This window comes from Caballeronia jiangsuensis, from assembly GCF_046030135.1.
GTDB classification, from domain to species: domain Bacteria; phylum Pseudomonadota; class Gammaproteobacteria; order Burkholderiales; family Burkholderiaceae; genus Caballeronia; species Caballeronia jiangsuensis.
On record NZ_JAQQDB010000007.1, the window covers coordinates 258,832 to 277,926 of the forward strand.

Here is a 19,095-nt window from a genome sequence, read left to right on the forward strand (position 1 = left end):
TATGCATGCACGATCTGAATTGCGACGCCCCGAACCGGCCCCTGTCGATCAAGTGCCGAAGCCGGGATTACTCTTCATGCTCGGCTTCCAGCACGTACTGGTGATGTACGTTGGGGCTATCGCAGTGCCGATGATCATCGCCAGCGCGCTCAAGCTTCCCAAAGAAGCTATCGCTGTACTCATCAACGCTGATCTGTTCACCTGCGGCATTGCGACGATCTTGCAGTCGGGCGGATTCTGGCGCTTCGGCGTGCGGATGCCTGTCATGCAGGGCGTCGCGTTCAGCGCGCTCCCGCCCATTCTGGTGATCGCCACAAGTCCGGGGCTCGGCCTGACAGCGGTGATCGGCGCGGTGATAGCCGGTGGGCTGCTGACCATGTTGATCTCGCCGGTGTTCGGCAAACTCGTGAGATATTTCCCGCCGATCGTGGGCGGCTCGATCGTCATGGTGGTGGGGCTTTCGCTGTTTCCCGTGGGCGTAAGCTGGGTCGGCGGTGGACGAGGCGCGGCGGATTTCGGTGCGCCGCATAACCTTGCGCTGGCGGCGTTCGTGTTCACCATGATCCTCGTGATCAACCGCTGGCTGAAAGGGTTCTGGTCGAATATATCGGTCTTGCTCGCGCTGGCGGCAGGCATGCTGGTCGCGATCCCCTTCGGGATGGTCAATTTCCACGGCGTGGAGCAAGCGCCGATGATCGACATGGTCAAGCCTTTTTATTTTGGCTGGCCCGTCTTCGACCCCCTCGCGATAGCGACCATCGTGATCGTGATGGTCATCATCATGATCGAATCGATGGGTCTTTTTCTGGCGACAGGCGACGTCACCGGCAAGCACCTGACGGCCGCGAACATGACGGATGGTCTACGAGCCAACGGGCTTGCAAGCGTGATCGGCGGCGTATTCAACGGCTTTCCCTACACCATCTACAGCCAGAACATCGGGCTGGTAGTCGTGACGGGCGTGAAAAGCCGCTGGGTCGCGGTGGCCGCAGGGGTGATCCTCTGTGTCCTTGGACTGTTGCCGAAGCTCGCGACGATCGTGGCATCGGTGCCGTTGCCGGCGCTGGGAGGGGCGGGGCTATTCATGTTCGGCGTCGTCACGGCGGCGGGTGTCCGGACTCTGGCCAGGGTGGATTTCGAAAGCAGCCGGCGCAACGTGTATATCGTCGCCGCAACGCTGGCCATTTCGCTGTTACCGACCTTTTCTCCAACCCTGTTCAAGCAACTCCCGGCCTGGATTCAACCGCTCCTGCATAGCAGCATACTGTTGGCCTGTCTTACCTCGGTCGGCTTGAACCTGTTGTTCAACGGCATTCCTCGCGCCGATCCGCATTCACAGATTGAAGACGATGGGTCCATATGTCTCGTCGAGCATTAGGGCGGTTGGTTGTGGCGGGTGACGCGGCGCGTGCGGATGGCGCCGCGCGCCGCGAGAGTGGGTGTGGCTTCAGCCCCCTGACAGCGGTAACCTCGTATCCTGTGCGTCTCAAGTGAAAGAATCTGTAACGACTTGAATCTCTGTGGCGCTCCGCTCCGTATGCAAGACGAGAGTGGCCTCGGGCGTGCGCGGCTATGGGCCGTTCGTCCGAAGCCATGGGCGTACAAGCAGGGAGCAATAATCTGATGGTTAGAACTTCAGACCGTATCGTCATACTTGGCCTGTCGGTGATTGGGATATCGATCATCGGCTTGTTCGCGTTGCTGCAGCATCATGAGCGCCATCCGGATGAACAAGCCTGGTCATCGCGGCAACAGGCATCGGTGGTGACGGGCGCTGTGGGTTCGTCGGCGCTCAGGGCGAGTGCCGGTCCGGCGATCGGCGATTCCGAAGAGCGGGAAGATATCGACGCAAGCAAGTCGGGCACTATCGAAGCGACTTCGAGCGCGGGTGGGCCAGACGCTGGCGACGAGCTGGATTCGAGTCCGAGAGAGGAGACCGCGCAGACTTCGAGCGTCGGAAAAAGAAGGCTTCCGCCGACGACATCTCGAGCCCTACCTAATATCACGCAGCAGCCGAGGCGACCTGCCGAGCGCAAGCATGCAGCGCAGCAGAGCAATGAGCGCGCGGAAAGCGCACACGACAACACTCTGTCCTCCGAGCATCGTGAAGCGCAGATCGATCAAGCGGACAGCCCGAGGCATGACGCATTCCTCTCTGTGCAGCCTGAAACGGCGAACTCAGCACCGTGGGCGTTGCAAGCGGATGAGACGACTCAGCCTGCAATCCAAAGCCTGCCGGGGCCGGTCGACGCTCCGCTGCCCTCGCCAGCGGCACCGGCTCCAAAATCCCGGCAGGACGTGCAAGACGAACTTCGCAAGGCGCGGTTGAACGGTTCGCTTCCTCGATTCGGCAACCCGGACCCCTACGGTCCGGGCGGATCGCTCAGTTCGCCGGACAGGTAGCCGACGGTTGCGAGCCGCTCCACAAAGCAGCCACGAGCCCGCCGAGGCTACCACTAGATTGTTCAACTGCGACCAACGTCGATTTTTTCGACCATCGTTCCGCGCGGTGCAATCAGCCCGGTAACCGCTAAAATTGCGGTTTTAGTCCGGAATACGTGCATGTCTTTTGCTTCGCTCGGCCTGATCGATCCGTTACTGCGCAATTTGCAGGACCTCAATTACCAGACGCCTACGCCGGTGCAGGCCAGGGCGATTCCTGCTGTGCTCAGCGGCAAGGACATCATGGCTGCGGCACAAACCGGCACCGGCAAAACGGCGGGTTTTGCGCTGCCGCTGCTGCAACGGCTGACGCAGCTCGGCCCGGCGGTGTCCAGCAATCGCGCACGGGTTCTGGTCTTGGTGCCCACGCGTGAACTGGCTGAACAGGTGCTGCAAAGCTTTATCGAGTACGGCAAAGGCCTCGACTTACGCTTTTTGGCCGCCTACGGCGGTGTGAGTATCAATCCGCAGATGATGAAGTTGCGCAAAGGCGTGGACGTGCTCGTTGCGACGCCGGGCCGTTTGCTGGATCTCAATCGCCAGAATGCAGTGCAGTTTGATCAGGTACAAACGCTCGTGCTGGATGAAGCCGACCGCATGCTGGATCTGGGCTTTGCGCGCGAACTCAATGCTGTCTTTGCTGCTTTGCCCGCTCGGCGCCAGACCCTGCTGTTTTCCGCCACGTTTACCGATGACATTCGCGCCATGGCGGAAAGCATTCTGCGGGGCCCTGTCAATATCAGCGTCAGCCCGCCCAATGCTACAGCCAGCAGGATCAAGCAATGGGTGGTGCCGGTGGATAAAAGGAACAAGCCTGAGCTCCTTATGCATCTTCTGGCTGAGAACAAATGGAAGCACGCACTGGTATTCGTCAAAACCCGCAACGGCGTCGATTACCTGGCCGCGATGCTGGATGAGGCGGGCTATGCGGTCGACACCATCCACGGCGACAAACCGCAACCCGCGCGCTTGCGTGCGCTGGAGCGTTTCAAGACACGCGAAGTGGATATGCTGGTAGCCACCGATGTGGCTGCGCGTGGGCTGGATATCGACGACCTGCCGCTAGTGATCAACGTCGATCTGCCGATCGTGGCACAAGACTATGTTCACCGTATTGGCCGAACTGGCCGCGCGGGCGCCAGCGGCGTGGCAGTGTCTCTCGTGTGCGCCGATGAAGCGCCGCAACTGGCCGCGATTGAAGCGCTGATCCGGCAAACGCTGCCCCGTGAAGAGGTGCCGGGTTTTGAGGCCGATCACCGCGTGCCGCAAACCAGCGCGACAGGCCAGCTCATCAAGAAACCCAAAAAGCCCAAGAAGCCCAAAGTGCCGCAAGCTGCACCGGGCTCCATGCAGGTGCCCAGCAAAGAACTGCACCCGCAAAGTGCCAAAAACAAGCGCAAGCCTGCGGCTCAGGGCGCTGTGGCCGCAGGGAAAGGCACGAGCTTGCCCAGCAGTAATCCATTCAATGTGCAAAAGCCACGCAGCAAACCCGCAGGCAAGCCGGCTGCGGGTTCCCATAAGCCGGCTGGGAACCCCGCTAGTGGCCGCAGCAAACGGCGACCCTGAACCGTAGTCCAGGTCAAGGCTCACAAGCCTCGTGTCGTAAAAATGTCAAAGCCACGAAGTCGTATTTTTGAAACGTATTTTTTGAGCGCCATCATAGGGCAAGGAGTTTTGAATCAGGCTTGAAGTCAAATGGAGGCATGGCATGGGCAGCGCGCTGGTATGGGCAGCAATCCCTCACAACAGTGACGGGGTCGTGTTCCAGGTTCGCGTGATTCGCGGACTTCAACGTTTTCATATCTCACGCCAGACGCTTGAAGAGACTTTCGACTTGGCACCTCATGCATCGGATGCAGGGCAACTCGAACTCTTTTATCGGCACAAGACTCTCATCCTGAGGCAGGCCATGCGGAAACGTCCAATTGCGGGCGCTGACACCGCTGCACTTCAGACTGCTGATTTCGGCACCGTCGTGGAAGCAGGACGGGACGCGACGGCTCACATGTTGGAAACGCTAGGGTCGTTGGCTCCAAAAAGGCGCGCTGCTGTTCGACAACTCGAGGCTCGGGCCACGTATCGGACGAGAGATTTACTTCAGCCTCAGGGCCAGGAATTCGCAACACGTCCGGCCTCTGACGAGAGCTAGAGTCGACAGCAATAGCCTTATACGTGAGTTCGGCGAGTTGCTCGATGGCATGCCCCATCCACCTAGCAAGGGGCAGGATAGCGAGCGACGAGGCGATGCAGATAAGGCAATGATGATTGGAAGCGAGGACTTCCAATCCAATTGCTATCGGGGCGAAGATAAGGGGCGCATGAACATCACAGTTGGTCTCCTTCATCCCGGTTTCAGGCAACTCAATCGTTCCTAACGCATCAGAAGCGATGCCTCAAGCCGACGGTCGCCTCGATCTGATTGCTCGTGGAAGACGGCTCGGTGACGCCGTTAATCCATGCCACGCCCAGTGGCGAATTGCCGCTTGGACTTACCCGTTGCCACACACCCTGAACGTACACATCGGTGCGCCGCGAGAAGCGGTAGTCGGCCATCGCACTCACCTGATTCCAATGGGGAACTCCCCCGGCGCCTCCATTTCCGCCAGCGCGCGTATAGGTATAGGCACCCGATAATTCGACCGCCGGCGTGAGCGCGTAGCGAATGTTGCCCTCGAAGTTCTGGAAAGTTCCACTCAGCGAGTTTTGGAAGAACTGGGCGAACTTGCTGTGCGAGTACACGAAGCCCGCCACAGCCGGGCCGAAGGTGTAGTTCACGCCGGCGCCAAAAGTCTTCTGACTGCTGGCCAGCACGCCTAAAGGCACAGCGGTCGGCGTGAGCGCGCTTTGCAGGGACGAGCCGGTTGTATCGGTGACTGCGCCATTCGCGTTCAACTGTGCCGGCGTACGCGCGGCACTGTTGAGCTGGAGGTAACCGGCCCCGAAGCTCCACGCTCCCGATACATACGACATTCCGAAGCTATAGGCGCGATTGTTCGTGAAGCCACCAGCCTGATTGGAAAAGCCGTAAAGCGCGCCGAATCTGAAGCCGGCGAAATACGGGCTCAGATACTTCACGGAGTTGTTTATCTGAAACGAATCGTTCAGGTTGTCGTTGTCCAACGGGTGCGCGAAATGCGTGCCGCCGAACTCCGTTCCGGTCAATGAGAGCGGCGCGACAAAATCGACCATGCCGTCGGTTTGGCGGCCCAGCGTGAGCGCGCCGTATTCGCGGCTCGACAAGCCGACATAAGCCTGGCGATTGAAAATGCGATTGCTCGACGAGAACTGCCCGTTGTTCAGGTTGAAGCCGCTCTCCAGGGTGAAGATGGCTTTCAACCCTGCGCCGAGGTCTTCAGCCCCGCGCAAGCCCCAGCGGCTGTACTGAACGGCACCGCTTGTCATCTCCCAGTTGCTGTGTCCGCCTCCCGTCCCGGTGATCTGGTTGTTCGTGTAGGTCAGACCCGCGTCGATGAGCCCGTAAAGCGTGACACTGCTTTGCGCATGCGCGGCGCCGGCGAGTGTGATGATCGTCGTGGCACCGGTTATAAGCATCTTGTTCATTTGCCTGCTCCAGCCAAGTCCGGGAGATGCAGTTCTCCTGGAACGCTTTCTACACAGACCTCGATGTCCGCACGCATGCGGCCGTGCGAATCATCGAAACGAAAAGGCGCGATGTGCTCCACTCACTCTATGCGACTACAGTCAGATTCGCCAACTTGAAATAGGCCTTTTGAAAGATCGGCGTTGGACTACATGCGTTGATATGCAGGTCCATGTCCGTTGGACCTTCAGAACGGCAGATACTGCGTGCTGGACATCCGCGTTGATCCCGACCGCCAAGCCTTCGCGATCCGGCGATACGTTGCCGAAACAAACGCGACATCGAGCGGGTGATCATGCACGCATCGCAATGCACGCCGCACGGCTCCTGTGATCCATTCGCTGACGTCCAAGGGATCCTCGTCGGACGTCGGCAGAGGTCGACCTTGTGCAAAGCGACTGCTTCGACGGTCATGACTAAATGAATCGAAAAAAAGACCATGCAATCAGATATGCGCGCCTCAATTTTCTGATTTTCCCGCCGTAAACGAGTCATGTTAGATCGTCTTCGGCTGGGAGAAAGCTTAACGAGCGCATGCGTGTCGACCTCATCACCCTTTACCTTTTAGCAATCGGAACGCTCCTCGCCAGCAGCGCCTTGACGCTCTGGGAACGCCGGTCGTATCCACGGCGCAGGCGCGAACTTGGCGTGCTCGCAGCAGGCTACGCTACGCTCGCGTTCGGCTGCGCCACCGCCGCGATTCGGCATAACGTTCCGGGCCTTTCGGGCGTCGTGGGCTCCGCGCTGGCGAATCTCATCATCGTCGGCGGGTATCTGCTGAACCTGCAAGGCGTCGCGCTCCTCAACGGACGCCGCTACGGCCGGATCTCCCTCGGCATTGTGTCGATGCTCGCGCTCGCCTGGGCCATCGCGGGCGAGCGCGGCGAAGCGGTGATGTGGGCGTACCTCAGCGCCATCCCCATCTCCGTGGTGTGCGGGCTAACCGCGCGCGAACTCCTCGGCACACGCGATTCGAAATGGAGGCAGTCGCGCAACATCGCCGTGGCCGTCACGGGCGGTCACGCGCTCTTCTACGCGTTCAGGGCGACCATTCTGCCGTGGCTGGCGGCATCGTTCGGACCGCACTTGCTGGCGATCGTCGGCCAGGTGACGATGTACGAAGGCGTGCTCTATTCGGTCATCCTGCCGATGACGCTTCTGCGCCTCGCGCGCGACGAAGCCCACGCCGATCTGCGACGCGAATCGCAGACCGATTACCTCACTGGTTTGGGCAACCGCCGATGGTTCTTCGAAGAAGGCGCACGCGCCATCCGCGAAAGCAACGCCTTTCCGCCGGCGTCCTGTCTCGCACTCGACCTCGACCACTTCAAGGCGATCAATGACCGCTTCGGTCACGAAGCCGGCGATGAAGTGCTGAAGTCGTTCGCCAGGATTCTCAGCAGCGTGCTCGGACGCGACGTGATCCTGGCGCGCATCGGTGGTGAAGAGTTTGCCGCGCTGTTGCCGGGGCACGAAAGCGCCCGCGCGAAAGACCTGGCCGAAGCCGTTGTGCGCCGATTCGCACAGACGGTCACGCGCACGGCGGGCGGAGTTGAGATCGCGGCGACGGTGAGCATCGGCATGGCGCGCTTCGGGACCGAAGAAGACACGCTGGCAAAGGTTCTCGCGGCCGCGGATCGCGCGCTCTACAGCGCAAAATCGCGCGGTGGCAACCGGCTCGAGATCGCGCGAGGCGCAACGACCCGCACGAATCTCGACGATGCTCCGGACCGCCGCCTGACGGTCCTCTGAGCTTGCTTCCCGGAGTTAACCAGCACCAGCGACACGCACGCTGCGCCGCGTCGGCTCGTCTAATAATAGGTAATAGAACCTATTTCCCCGCTCTGACATGCTAATATCCAAGACGTGGCATAGTTGCATCGCATGCAACTGTCCGGGAAAAGTGAACGGACGCCGCGCGATAAGCGCAAATTCCCACCGATACCGCGAAGACGAGAAATTTCGATACTGGAACTTCCTGATGAAAACGATGGCGATCAAAATCACTTCGGCGGACATTCTGGGTAAGGAACGGGACAAGCCCGCCGCGAAGAAAGTGAGATTGCGCGGCAACAAGGCGAGCCGCATTCCTGAAATCCTCGAAGCGTCAATTGAAATTTTCGCATCCGAAGGCTACGCGGGCTACAGCGCGAACCGCGTCGCCCAGGCCGTCGGGTTACGGCTGAGCACCCTCCAGCACTACTTCGGCACGCGGGACCAACTGCTCCATGCGACGATCCGCGAATCGTACAGCCGCTATATCGAGCGCTATTCGAAGCTGAGCAGGAACAAGCTTCGTACGCCCGAAGCGCGTCTCGATGCAATGATCGACGATTTTTTCGACGACGTTCTGGTCGATGCGGCCCAGCCGAAGTCCAGCGTGGCAGCCTTCTGCCTCGACATCTGGACGCTGGCGGAGCGCGACAAAGGCGTAAGCGAACTCGTCGTGGAGGGGAACAAGCAACTCTGCCAGATCTGGATCGACCTCATCGCGGCAATCAATCCGAACCTGTCGGCCGAGGAATGCACCATGCGCGGCACGTTGATCATGGCCCATGTCCAGGGACTCATCGTTTTCTGCCGACGCAGCGGACCGGGCGTGCCCGAGCGTGACGCGCTGCGACGCGCGACAAAGGGCGTCTGGCGAGCGCTGAGCAACGCCTCAAGCTGACCTGCATGTCGTGTTTCGGCGACCCGCCGTCGCCGCGTCGCCACAAAGACGTCTCCATCGCATAGTCGAACCAAAGCCCTCGCGCCCGGGCCCTCGCCGTCTCCCTCCTTACAGCCGCTCCTCACAATGATCGCCCGCCATGCGGCGCTATCGACTCCTTTTGCCGATACGCCGATCTACGCGCGTCCTGTCGCATTCCCCATTTCGATCCAAACATGCACCTTAATCGGTCGGCGTACCTATTGATTAGAAAAGTCAGGGTATGTCCTAGCCTTTGGCAACGCGGACAAACAGCCGATCCATCTTGATTTGCTGGTTAAACTACCTATACTTTATCTGTAGTGTTACCTATAAAGTGATTGACGTAGGAACGACATCGAGACTGCCGGTCGCGTTCGATATGGCGACGGCTCACGATGACTCGCGAGAAAACCCGCGCCCATGAGCTTTTTCCGGCGCATCGAAATCATTTGCATGTGGCTTTGCAAGGTGGCAGATCGGCTCGATCGTTCCTGATTCACATCGGGACGTCGTGCGGCGCTGTCGAACTGTGCGGTCGTCCGATGAACGCAGCACGTTCCGAGGACGAAATCCGGCATGAGCGCGGGCATTAGAGACAGCCCGCGCATGTTGATAAGGGAGAGCGTTCGTGGGTTACGAAATTGGCATCGACGTCGGCGGGACATTTACAGATTTCGTTGTCCGAAATGGAGGTGAAACGTTCAGCGGCAAGACGCTGACTACACCTTCCGATGAGGCAACCGGCATTCTCAATGCAGTGGCCATGATGGCCGAGCATTTTCGCACCGACGTGCAGACGCTGTTCCGCGAGACGAGTTCCTTCGTTCTCGGAACAACGGTCGTCACCAACGCCATCCTGGAGTATGCGGGGGCCAACACCGGGATGATCACGACGAAGGGATTTCGCGACATCATCGAACTGCGCACCGGCTTCAAGGAAGATCATTTCGACATCCGTCTGCCAGCGCCTTTTCCGATCGTGCCGCGCCAGAAGCGCAAGGGCGTGACCGAGCGGATCGATAGCGAAGGCAAGATCGTTTTCCATCTCGACGAAGCTGAAGTGCGCGAGGCGGCGCGCGAACTCAAAAAGCTCGGCGTCGAATCGGTGGCGATCTGCTTTCTGTTTTCGTTTCAGAATGCCGTCCATGAAATTCGCGCTCGCGAGATCGTTCGCGAAGAGTTGCCGGACGCGCACATTTCCATCTCGTCCGAAGTGCTGCCGCAAGTGCGCGAGTTCGAGCGCTTCAGCACCACGCTGCTCAACGCCTATCTGAGCCCGAAACTCAGCAACTATTTGCGCAGACTGGAAGCGCGCCTCGTCGAGAGCGGCTTCGGCGGCAAGCTGTTCATCAAGCTCTCGAACGGCGGCGTGATGGATCTCGCCTACTGCACGGAACGCGGCGTCGAACTGATCCAGTCGGGGCCTTCCGGCGGCGTGACGGCGGCGATCGCGGTGGGCGAGTGGTCGGGGTTCAAGGACATCATCGCGGTCGACATGGGCGGCACGAGCTACGACGTCTGCCTCATCAACGACGGTGCGCCGGACGTCGGTGTCGATTCGTGGGTCAATCGCTATCGCGTCGCCGCGCCGATGATCGACATCCACTCGATCGGGACGGGCGGCGGTTCGATCGCCTGGATCGACGAGGGCGGCGCCTTGCGCGTCGGCCCGCGCAGCGCGAGTTCCAACCCCGGCCCTGCCTGCTATGGGCGCGGCGGCAAGGAGCCGACCGTCACCGATGCCAATCTGATTCTCGGCTACCTGAATCCGGGTGCCATCGGCGGCGGAAAGATCGCGCTCGATATCGAGGCTGCACGGGAAGCTGTCCGCACGCGCATCGCCGAGCCGCTGGGCATCTCGGTGGAAGAGGCGGCAAGCGGCATCTTCCGCATCTCCAACGGTGCGATGACCAATGCGGTGCGCTACGTGTCGGTGTCGCGCGGACGCGATCCGCGTGACTTCGCGCTGATGGCGTTCGGCGGCGCCGGGCCGATCCACATGGGCGTGCAGGCGAAGGATCTCGGCATCAAGACGGTGCTCGTGCCGAAGAACGCCGGGGTGTTCTGCGCGCTCGGCTGCCTCATATCGGACTTCAAGATTTCGAAGGTCAAGAGTTACATCTCGCGTATCGGTCAGGTGGATCTCGATGTGCTCAACGGTATCTTCGAGGATATCGAGCGTGAACCGGAAGCGCTTCTCGCCTCGGCGCACGGTGTGATCGAAGTCGTTGCACAACGCTCGATCGACATGCGCTATGTCGGCCAGACGCACGAGGTGACCGTGCCGATCCGCTCGCGCACGAAGCGCGTGTCGGATCTCACGCTCAAGAAGACGTTGCAGGACTTCCACGATCTGCACGCGAAGCTGTACTCGTTCAAGCGGCCGGAACAGCCGGTCGAAATTCTGAGTGTGCGCTCCGACCTCATCGGCACGCGCGACACGATGAAGTACCGCAGCCAGCCGTTCGGTTCGGAGAAGCCCGATCAGGCGCGCAAGGGCACGCGTTCGGCGAGCTTCGAAGGTCTCGGCTATCTCGACGTGCCGGTGTACGACGGCACGAAAGTGACACCCGGCAACATCATCGCGGGACCGTCGATCATCGAGGAACCCGCGACGACGATCGTCATCTATCCCGGCCAGGAAGCGGTGCTCGACCACTACCAGACCTACGTCATCGAAAGCCTGGACTAAGGGGAAGCCATGACGATGCCACCCAGACAGGACGTTGTTTCCGCCGCGATCTTGCGCAGCAAGTTCGAGGCTGTCGTCGCCGAGATGGAAGCGACGCTTGCCAACACGGCGTACTCGCCGACCATCGGCGTATCGCGCCGCTGCGCGACCGCGTTGTTCACCGAAGAGGGGCAACTGATCGCGGTCAGCAATCCGCTCTACATGTATCCGATGGCGATGACGGCCGCCACCGTGATCGACTATTTCCAGTACGACCTGTCAGCCGAAGACATGTTGCTGACGAACGATCCCTACGGCGGCGGTGCGGGACTGCAAACCTTCACGCTGGTTGCGCCCGTCGCATACGGCGATTCCATCACGTTGTACGTCGCGGTGTGCGGTCACACGGAGGATTTCGCGGGCAACGTGCGCGGCAATCTCGACCCGGGCGCGACCGAGCTATGGGCGGAAGCCGCGCGCTGCACGCCGGTGCGGCTCGTGCGGGAAGGCAAGCTGCGCCGCGACCTGCTGCAAACCCTTTCGCTCAACAGCCGCAATCCGGTGGCGTTCGGACTGGACATCGAAGCGATGATGGCGGCAGCCGAGATCGGCCGGGCGCGCCTCGGCGGCCTGCTCGACAGTTATGGCCGCGAGCCGTTGCTCGCGGCGGTCGACTGGGTGCTGGACTATTCGGAGCGGCGCATGCGCGCGCTGATCGAACAGCTTCCTCCCGGCCGTCATGAAGGCCGGGGCGTGCTGGCACACGACGCCCACGGCAACCGCGACGCAACCGTGCGGGTGGCGCTGAGCGCAATCGACGGCACGGTGACGATCGACTTCTCCGGCACCGATGCGCAGTCGCCGGGTTTCGTCAACGCGAGCCGGTCCGTGAGTTCGACGTTTGCCGTCCTGCCGCTCATCGTGGCCTTTGGCGGCGAAGTGCCGTGCAATGCCGGATCGATGCGATGCGTGAACGTAATCGCGCCGGAGGGAACGCTCGTGAATCCGCGCTACCCGGCGCCGACGGGATGGGGCTTGCAGCATGCCGGCTGCGAGATCGCGGAGGCCGTGAGCGCCGCGATCGATCTCGCGCTGCCGGGACGCGGCGGACGCGTCACGTCGAACGCGATGCTGCTGTTCTCCATCCATCACCTCGCCCGTCACGGCCGCACCGTCGAGCAGGCGGAAATGTTCGACTTCTCCAACTTCGCGCTGGGCGACACCGACGCCACCGCCGAGCACGACGGCTGGGGCTTGCCCGGTATCGCGGCGCGGGTGCCGCTGCCTTCGGTCGAACTGTACGAAGCCGGGCGAGGCGGACGCGTCGAGCAATTCGAATACGCGACCGATTCCGGCGGTCCCGGCACGCAGCGGGGAAGTCCGGGAACGCGCGCGGTCATCTCGCTTCCGCGTCCGCCGGCGGGCGAACTGCGGCTGACCGCCGTCGTTGTTCCGCGTTCGGGGAGCGGGCTCGCGCCGCACGGCGGACAGGCGGGAAGCGGCAATGCAATCGAGATTCGCAGCATCGGCGAAAAGGAGCTGGATGTCCTCGATGTCCTCACCGGCTGGCCGTTGCGGGACGAGGCGACGATCACGGTCGTCATGGGCGGCGGGACCGGCTGGGGCGACCCGTATGCGCGAGCGCCCGAGCAGGTGCTGACCGATGTCGTCGACGGGCTCGTGAGCGTCGAGGCCGCGCACCAGCGCTATGGCGTGGCGATCGACCCCGAATCGCTGACGCTCGATCATCCCGCCACCGAGCTCATCCGCGGCGTACACGCAGCACTCACTGAAACCCGGGAGCGCGAACATGGTTGACAGGATCACCGCCGAGATCGTCCGGCAATATCTGGAGACGGTCTCCGAAGAGATCAGCAAGACGATGGAAAACACATCGGTCTCGCCGGCCTTCTCCGAAGCGCACGACTATTCGACCGGCATTTTCTATGCACGCGGCACGCAGGTCGATCTGCTCGCGCGCGCCAATTCGCAACCGGTCCACATCTACGCTTCGCTGACCTCGGTCGAGGCGATGCTGCGCGAGTTCAAGTACAACCTGAACGAAGGCGACATGATCATCGCGACCGATCCGTATTTCGGAGGGAGTCATCTGCCCGACTGGACGGTCATGAAGCCGATCTTCTACAACAACAAGCCGGTCTTCTTTCCGGCGGTGCGCGCGCACTTCATGGAGATCGGCGGACCGGTGCCGGGCGGCTACAACTCGAAGGCCAGCGAGATCTGGCAGGAAGGCTTCCGCCTCGCGCCGATGAAGATCTGCGAGAAGGGCGAGATGCGGCGTGACGTCGTCGACCTGCTGCGCGCGAACAATCGCCTGCCCGACGCGATGATGGGCGATCTGAACGCGATGATCGGTTCGTGCAAGGTCGGCGAAGACCGGATCCTGCGGCTCATCGAAAAATACGGTCTCGAAACGATCATCGATACGATCGGCTACCTGCTCGACTACAGCGAGAAGCAGGTACGTTCCGTGATCGCGGCATGGCCCGACGGCGTGTATCGCGGCCAGAGCATTCTCGATCATGACTTCGGCGGCGGCGAGGACATCAACGTCGACGTGGCGATCACGGTGGAAGGCGACACCTGCTCGGTCGATCTGACGGGTACGCACGAACAGACGCAGGGCTTCATCAACAGCGCGCCCGGCAACAGCCTGTCGTGGGTCTATACCGAATTCTCGGTAGCGATGGCGGGTATTCCCGTGAACTCGGGATTCTTCCGGCCGATCAAGGTCCATTTGCCGAAAGGCACCGTGGTGAATCCGTATTCGCCGGCGCCGGTCGGCAACTCGACGCTGTGCATCGGCAACGACATCGGCCAGGCGACGATGAAAGCGCTGGAGAAGGTTGTGCCGGAGCGCACCGGCTCGGCGTTCATCGACCTGACCATCGATGTGATCTTCGGCCTCAACAAGCGCTACGACAGCGAGCTTTACATCAGCTTCGACTATTCGGCCGCGCCCGTGTCGAGCGGCGGCGCGTATGGCGCCGACGGATGGGGCGGCTATGCGGCGCCTCACGGGTCGTTGCGGATTCCGTCGTTCGAGCTGATGGAGGTGCTGTTCCCTTTTCTCTATTTGCAGAACGAGTACGGCATCGACACCGCCGCGCCCGGCCGCTGGCGCGGCTCTCCGGCGCACCTGATGCAGCGGCGCGCTACCACGGATGCGGTCGGCAATCACTTCCAGGTCCAGCATTCGCGCTATCCGCTCAAAGGCTTCGCGGGCGGCGGCGACAGTGTCGGCAATCTCGTCGTGCTCGACTACACGGGACCCAACGAAGAGCCGGTGTACATCGCGCGGGAGAGCTATTTCCAGCAGCCCGGCGAGATCGTGTTCGCGCGCAAGCAAGGCGGCGGCGGCTGGGGCGATCCGCTCGAGCGCGACCCGGAGCTGGTCCTGCGCGACGTGCTCGACGAATACGTTTCGCCCAACAGTGCATTCGAGGACTACGGCGTCGTGATCGTCGAGATGGACGCGCCGCGTGTCGATCTCGCCGAGACGCAAGCGTTGCGGGCGCGACTGCGGGCCGCGGTGCCCGCAGCCGGATAGCACGCGCGCCCGGCAGGCGACGACCCACTCCGAAACGGCTGCCGCGCGCGCCCCGCCGCAGCGGCAGCGATGTACGCATTCCAAGGGAAAAAATGTTCAACAACCATATCGTTTCTATCCGGCCCGAATGGGATTGGGAGCACGCCATGCCGCCCGCACCCGCCGTTCGGGGAGGCAACACGGTGTATCTGTCCGGGCAGATCGCGCTCGGATCGGACGGGAAGCTCGTGGGAGAGGGCGACCTGGCCGCGCAGGCGCATCAGTGCTTCGCCAATATCCGGGCCATCCTGCAACGCGCGGGCGGCAAGATGACCGACATCGTCAAGCTGACCACCTATTTCGCCTGCGAACTCACCGAGAACGTCACCGCCGAATACTGGGACGTTCGCCAGCAACATTTCGGTGCGTACAAGCCCGCGAGCACCGGCGTGCAGGTGGATGCGCTGATCTATCCGAACGTCCTGATCGAGATCGAGGCGATCGCGGTGTTGCCGGACCATTTCAAATGAACAGCTCGACGGGTTATTACCGGCGCGGTGGCGTGCGGCTCGCATACGAGCGCGCCGGTGCCGGACCGCTCGCCGTGTTTCTGCACGGCGTCGGCGGGAATCGTTCCAACTGGCGAGGCGAACTCGAGCGGCTGGGCGGTGCGTATTGCTGCGTCGCCTGGGACGCCCGCGGCTATGGCGACAGCGACGACCCCGGCGAGCCACTCGTCTTCGACGATTTCGCACTCGACCTCGAAGCCTTGCTCGACCATCTCGGCGCAGAGCGTGCGCACGTGGTCGGTCTGTCGATGGGCGGCTTCATCGCGCAGAGCTTCTATATGCGTTGTCCGCAGCGCGTCGCGACGCTCACGCTCGCGGCGACGAGCGCCGGCGCGAATCTGCTCACCGCGGCGGAACGCGAGGACTTCCTCGCGAAGCGGCTCAGACCGCTGGAGGCGGGCCATTCGATTGCCGATATCGCGCCGGGTCTCGTCGACGTGCTGGCCGGTAAAAGAGCCGATGCCGCGATTCGCGAGCGGCTGCGCCTGTCGCTCATCGCATTGCGGCCGGAATCGTACAAGCAGGCGCTGCGCGCGCTCGTCACGACCGATTTTCGTCAGGCGCTGCCGTCCATCGAGGTGGGAACGCTCGTCGTCACAGGAGACGATGACCGGGTGTTCGCGCTGTCCGAAAGCGAGTACCTCGCGCAGCACATTGCCGGAAGCAGGCTGACGGTCATCGAGGGCGCGGGCCATCTTTGCAACATCGAAGCGCCCGAGGAGTTCGCCGCTGCGCTATCCGCGTTCCTGTCGAGCGAGCGCAACTCAGGGGCTTCGATCGTCGGCCCGGAGAGCTGGACGTAGCAAAAGCGGAACGGCGCCGCGATCGAATCCGAGGATGTGAGTCATGAACGACAGGATGGAGCTAAGAGTCAGGCGCGTCATCGACGAAGCCGACGGGATTCGTTCGTTCGAGCTGGTGCGGCCCGATGGCGGCCCGTTGGCCTCGTTCGAGGCAGGGGCTCATATCGACGTGTATCTGCCGACCGGAGCAGTACGGCAGTATTCGCTGCTGAACGACGATGCAGATCGCGACCGCTACGTGATCGCCGTGCTGAGAGTCGCCGATGGCCGGGGCGGTTCGGCGTTCATGCACGACGCAGTGGAGGCCGGCAGCCGCATCGCGGTGGGGGAGCCGCGCAACGCATTCGCGCTCGCGGACGTCGATGCGCCGGCGGTGCTGGTCGCGGGCGGCATCGGCGTGACGCCGCTCCTCGCGATGGCGCGGCGTCTGTCACGCGAAGGCCGCCCGTTTGCGATGCATTTCGCCACGCGCTCGCTTGCGCGAACGCCCTTCCGCGACGAACTGAAGCATGCCGCATTCGAGCAGCAAGTAAACCTCTATCTCGACGACGGGCCGCCTTATCAGCGCTTCGACGCGGCGCGGCTCACGCAAGGCATTCCCTCGGGCGCGCACGTGTACCTGTGCGGACCGACGGGCTTCATGAAGGCCGTGTCCGCGTCGGTGGGCGAGCGTCATGACGTAACGCTGCACACCGAATATTTCGCCGCGCCCGCCGCACCGGAACCGAAGGCGGCGAGCTTCGAGCTGGTACTGGCGCGCAGCAAGGTCGAGACAACCGTGCCGGCCGATCGCAGCATCGTCGAAGTGCTTCGGGAGCATGGCGTCGAGCCGCCACTGAATTGCGAACAGGGAATCTGCGGCACCTGCCGGACGACCGTGCTCGGTGGCGACATCGAACATCGCGACTACTGCCTGTCGCCAGGGGAACGGGCATGCGGCGACAGGATGATGATCTGCGTGTCGCGAGGCAAGCCCGGCACAACACTCACGCTGGATCTATAAGGAGTCGAGACAATGTTCCTCCCCGTCAACAATACTCAGGCCAGGCCGGCGATGCCGTCGAACACAGGCTTCAGCGAATCCGACTGGAACGTGCTGTCGGCGTTCTGGCATCCGGTCGCGCTTTCGTCGGCAGTGACGGACAAGCCGGCCGGCGTGCGCCTGCTCGACGTGCCCGTGGTCCTTTACCGAACGCCGGAGGGCGTGAAGGCGGCGCGGGACGTATGCAGTCATCGCGGCGGGAAGCTGAGCCTCGGCTCGATCAAGGACGGCGTGCTCGTGTGCGGCTTCCACGGCTTTCACTATGATTGCGCGGGCGTGTGCGTGCGGATTCCGGCGCTGCCCGCCGGTTCTCCGGTGCCGGGCAAGCTGCGGTTGCAGACGTACTTGTGCACGGAGCGTTATGGCTTCGTCTGGGTATGCCTCGCATCGACGCCACGCGCCGGCCTGCCCGAATGGCCCGCCATCGAAAACGGCAGCGGCACCGTGGCGGTGGTGCCGCCGAGCACGTGGCAGTCGTCGGCGGCGCGGCATGTCGAGAACTTCAACGACATCTGCCATGTGCCGTGGGTGCACGCGGGCACCTTCGGCGGACCCGAAGAGGCCATCGCACCGTACGACGTATCGATATCGGAGACGCGGCTGTCCTTCCAGGCCGACATCACCGAACAGGTGCGCTATGCCGACAGCTCGAACCCCGATGCCGCACCGGTTTACCGGCACGCTGTCTACTCCTACGAACTGACGCTGCCGTTTGCATCGTCGGTCAAGGTCTTCGATCCGAAGACCGGGCACGTCTACCGGATTTACGACATCGCATCGCCGGTCAGCGCGAGCTCGACGCGAATCTTCCAGGTCGTGGTGGATGAAAGCCGGCTCACGCCGGCAGAAGCGCTGATCGACTTCACGATGCGGATCAATGCGGAAGATGCGCCGCAAGTGGAAGCGCAGTCTCCCAATCAGTTGCCGCTCGATTTGCGCGATGAAATCCATATTCCCGCGGATCGCATGTCGATCGAGTATCGGCGGGCGCTGGCAAGGCTCGGGCTCGGCGAGCAGGCTGTCTCGTGAGTTGCGGGACGAAGACGGGTGGTTCTATCCATGACAGTTGGAGAATGACGATGAACGAGGATCAGATGAGTCAGGCGGCTCCGGCCGAAGCGTCAGCCACACGGTCCAATGCGGCACGCGGCGGACAGTTCGCCGTGACCGTCGTATTCGTGTCGCTGGTCGCCGCGCTGGCGGCGCAGGCGAGCGCGATCTTGTCATTGCCCGTCTGGATGATGTTCATCGGCTGGACGGCGTTCGGCTCGGGACGCGGCAACGTGCGTGCCGGGGCGGTGGCGGTTGGCTGCCTGTTGATCGGCTATCTGCTCGGCATGGCGGGGCTTGTCGGAGTCGCTCATCTCGCGCCCGTGCTCGGGGTCTTTGCGCTGCCGGTCGTCGTGTTCCTGCTGGTGGTCGTCGCGATGCTTGCGCAACTCACGCTGCTCAACAGCATCGTGGGCTATTTTCTCGGGATGACCGCTTACTTCGCAAGCGGACTCAGCCCGGATGCCATGGCGTTCGTCAGCCTGGCGACGGCCGGGTTTATCGGCGCTGCCGCGGGCTGGGTGCTCATCGCGGGTCCGCGTCTCGTGAGCCGGTCGCGATAGGTGCCGATACCGGCGAATCGCGGGAGCTTCTGCGCTCTTCGATGAATGTCGGGGGCGGGGGCGCCCCCGCGCGGGCGCCCCGTGGTAGTGGCAGGGGGGATGTTGTTAAAAA

General features: G+C 62.3%; 14 protein-coding genes. 13 read left to right on the forward strand and 1 reads right to left on the reverse strand.

Annotated features, from left to right (window positions below):
* Position 1: 1 nt before the first annotated feature.
* The 3 genes from PQR08_RS10300 (at position 2) to PQR08_RS10310 (ending at position 4,008) form a co-directional block, all read left to right on the forward strand.
* A complete protein-coding gene (locus PQR08_RS10300; RefSeq protein WP_250486542.1) occupies positions 2–1,378 on the forward strand; it encodes a nucleobase:cation symporter-2 family protein in 1,377 nt (458 codons plus the stop codon).
* Positions 1,379–1,572: 194 nt separating this feature from the next.
* The gene (locus PQR08_RS10305; protein ID WP_250486543.1) at positions 1,573–2,403 is read left to right on the forward strand and encodes a hypothetical protein; all 831 of its coding nucleotides are present in this window, start codon (positions 1,573–1,575) and stop codon (positions 2,401–2,403) included.
* A gap of 159 nt (positions 2,404–2,562) precedes the next feature.
* A complete protein-coding gene (locus PQR08_RS10310; protein WP_408161274.1) occupies positions 2,563–4,008 on the forward strand; it encodes a DEAD/DEAH box helicase in 1,446 nt (481 codons plus the stop codon).
* Between the two features lie 813 nt (positions 4,009–4,821).
* Here the strand turns inward: PQR08_RS10310 and PQR08_RS10315 are convergent.
* A complete protein-coding gene (locus PQR08_RS10315) occupies positions 4,822–6,003 on the reverse strand; it encodes a porin (RefSeq protein ID WP_250486545.1) in 1,182 nt (393 codons plus the stop codon).
* Between the two features lie 574 nt (positions 6,004–6,577).
* Here PQR08_RS10315 and PQR08_RS10320 point away from each other — a divergent pair.
* The 10 genes from PQR08_RS10320 (at position 6,578) to PQR08_RS10365 (ending at position 18,983) form a co-directional block, all read left to right on the forward strand.
* The gene (locus tag PQR08_RS10320) at positions 6,578–7,795 is read left to right on the forward strand and encodes a GGDEF domain-containing protein (RefSeq protein WP_250486546.1); all 1,218 of its coding nucleotides are present in this window, start codon (positions 6,578–6,580) and stop codon (positions 7,793–7,795) included.
* A 229-nt stretch (positions 7,796–8,024) separates the two neighbouring features.
* Positions 8,025–8,714: a TetR/AcrR family transcriptional regulator gene (locus PQR08_RS10325; RefSeq protein WP_238289077.1), complete on the forward strand. Its 690-nt coding sequence runs from the start codon at positions 8,025–8,027 to the stop codon at positions 8,712–8,714.
* A gap of 649 nt (positions 8,715–9,363) precedes the next feature.
* Entirely contained in the window at positions 9,364–11,427 is a 2,064-nt protein-coding gene (locus tag PQR08_RS10330; RefSeq protein ID WP_187603429.1) for a hydantoinase/oxoprolinase family protein, read from the forward strand.
* Between the two features lie 9 nt (positions 11,428–11,436).
* A complete protein-coding gene (locus PQR08_RS10335; protein ID WP_250486548.1) occupies positions 11,437–13,224 on the forward strand; it encodes a hydantoinase B/oxoprolinase family protein in 1,788 nt (595 codons plus the stop codon).
* On the forward strand, positions 13,217–14,977 hold the full coding sequence (locus tag PQR08_RS10340; protein ID WP_187603427.1) for a hydantoinase B/oxoprolinase family protein: 1,761 nt from the start codon (positions 13,217–13,219) through the stop codon (positions 14,975–14,977). Before PQR08_RS10335 ends, PQR08_RS10340 begins: the two co-directional genes overlap by 8 nt.
* A gap of 146 nt (positions 14,978–15,123) precedes the next feature.
* Positions 15,124–15,486: a RidA family protein gene (locus tag PQR08_RS10345; protein WP_238211870.1), complete on the forward strand. Its 363-nt coding sequence runs from the start codon at positions 15,124–15,126 to the stop codon at positions 15,484–15,486.
* Positions 15,483–16,328 carry an alpha/beta fold hydrolase gene (locus tag PQR08_RS10350; RefSeq protein WP_250486549.1) on the forward strand — a complete coding sequence of 282 codons (846 nt, stop codon included), beginning with the start codon at positions 15,483–15,485 and terminating at the stop codon, positions 16,326–16,328. Before PQR08_RS10345 ends, PQR08_RS10350 begins: the two co-directional genes overlap by 4 nt.
* A gap of 43 nt (positions 16,329–16,371) precedes the next feature.
* Positions 16,372–17,331 carry a PDR/VanB family oxidoreductase gene (locus PQR08_RS10355; protein WP_250486550.1) on the forward strand — a complete coding sequence of 320 codons (960 nt, stop codon included), beginning with the start codon at positions 16,372–16,374 and terminating at the stop codon, positions 17,329–17,331.
* Between the two features lie 12 nt (positions 17,332–17,343).
* Positions 17,344–18,399 carry a Rieske 2Fe-2S domain-containing protein gene (locus PQR08_RS10360; protein ID WP_250486551.1) on the forward strand — a complete coding sequence of 352 codons (1,056 nt, stop codon included), beginning with the start codon at positions 17,344–17,346 and terminating at the stop codon, positions 18,397–18,399.
* A gap of 50 nt (positions 18,400–18,449) precedes the next feature.
* Positions 18,450–18,983: a DUF1097 domain-containing protein gene (locus tag PQR08_RS10365; RefSeq protein WP_238289065.1), complete on the forward strand. Its 534-nt coding sequence runs from the start codon at positions 18,450–18,452 to the stop codon at positions 18,981–18,983.
* Positions 18,984–19,095 lie beyond the last annotated feature (112 nt).

What these genes read in the sequence shown, in the direction of transcription:
- PQR08_RS10300 (WP_250486542.1), top strand. Translation starts at nt 2, where the DNA reads ATGCATGCACGATCTGAATTGCGACGCCCCGAACCGGCCCCTGTCGAT.
- PQR08_RS10305 (WP_250486543.1), top strand. Translation starts at nt 1,573, where the DNA reads ATGGGCCGTTCGTCCGAAGCCATGGGCGTACAAGCAGGGAGCAATAAT.
- PQR08_RS10310 (WP_408161274.1), top strand. Translation starts at nt 2,563, where the DNA reads ATGTCTTTTGCTTCGCTCGGCCTGATCGATCCGTTACTGCGCAATTTG.
- PQR08_RS10315 (WP_250486545.1), bottom strand. Translation starts at nt 6,003, where the DNA reads ATGAACAAGATGCTTATAACCGGTGCCACGACGATCATCACACTCGCC.
- PQR08_RS10320 (WP_250486546.1), top strand. Translation starts at nt 6,578, where the DNA reads ATGCGTGTCGACCTCATCACCCTTTACCTTTTAGCAATCGGAACGCTC.
- PQR08_RS10325 (WP_238289077.1), top strand. Translation starts at nt 8,025, where the DNA reads ATGAAAACGATGGCGATCAAAATCACTTCGGCGGACATTCTGGGTAAG.
- PQR08_RS10335 (WP_250486548.1), top strand. Translation starts at nt 11,437, where the DNA reads ATGACGATGCCACCCAGACAGGACGTTGTTTCCGCCGCGATCTTGCGC.
- PQR08_RS10340 (WP_187603427.1), top strand. Translation starts at nt 13,217, where the DNA reads ATGGTTGACAGGATCACCGCCGAGATCGTCCGGCAATATCTGGAGACG.
- PQR08_RS10345 (WP_238211870.1), top strand. Translation starts at nt 15,124, where the DNA reads ATGCCGCCCGCACCCGCCGTTCGGGGAGGCAACACGGTGTATCTGTCC.
- PQR08_RS10350 (WP_250486549.1), top strand. Translation starts at nt 15,483, where the DNA reads ATGAACAGCTCGACGGGTTATTACCGGCGCGGTGGCGTGCGGCTCGCA.
- PQR08_RS10355 (WP_250486550.1), top strand. Translation starts at nt 16,372, where the DNA reads ATGAACGACAGGATGGAGCTAAGAGTCAGGCGCGTCATCGACGAAGCC.
- PQR08_RS10360 (WP_250486551.1), top strand. Translation starts at nt 17,344, where the DNA reads ATGTTCCTCCCCGTCAACAATACTCAGGCCAGGCCGGCGATGCCGTCG.
- PQR08_RS10365 (WP_238289065.1), top strand. Translation starts at nt 18,450, where the DNA reads ATGAACGAGGATCAGATGAGTCAGGCGGCTCCGGCCGAAGCGTCAGCC.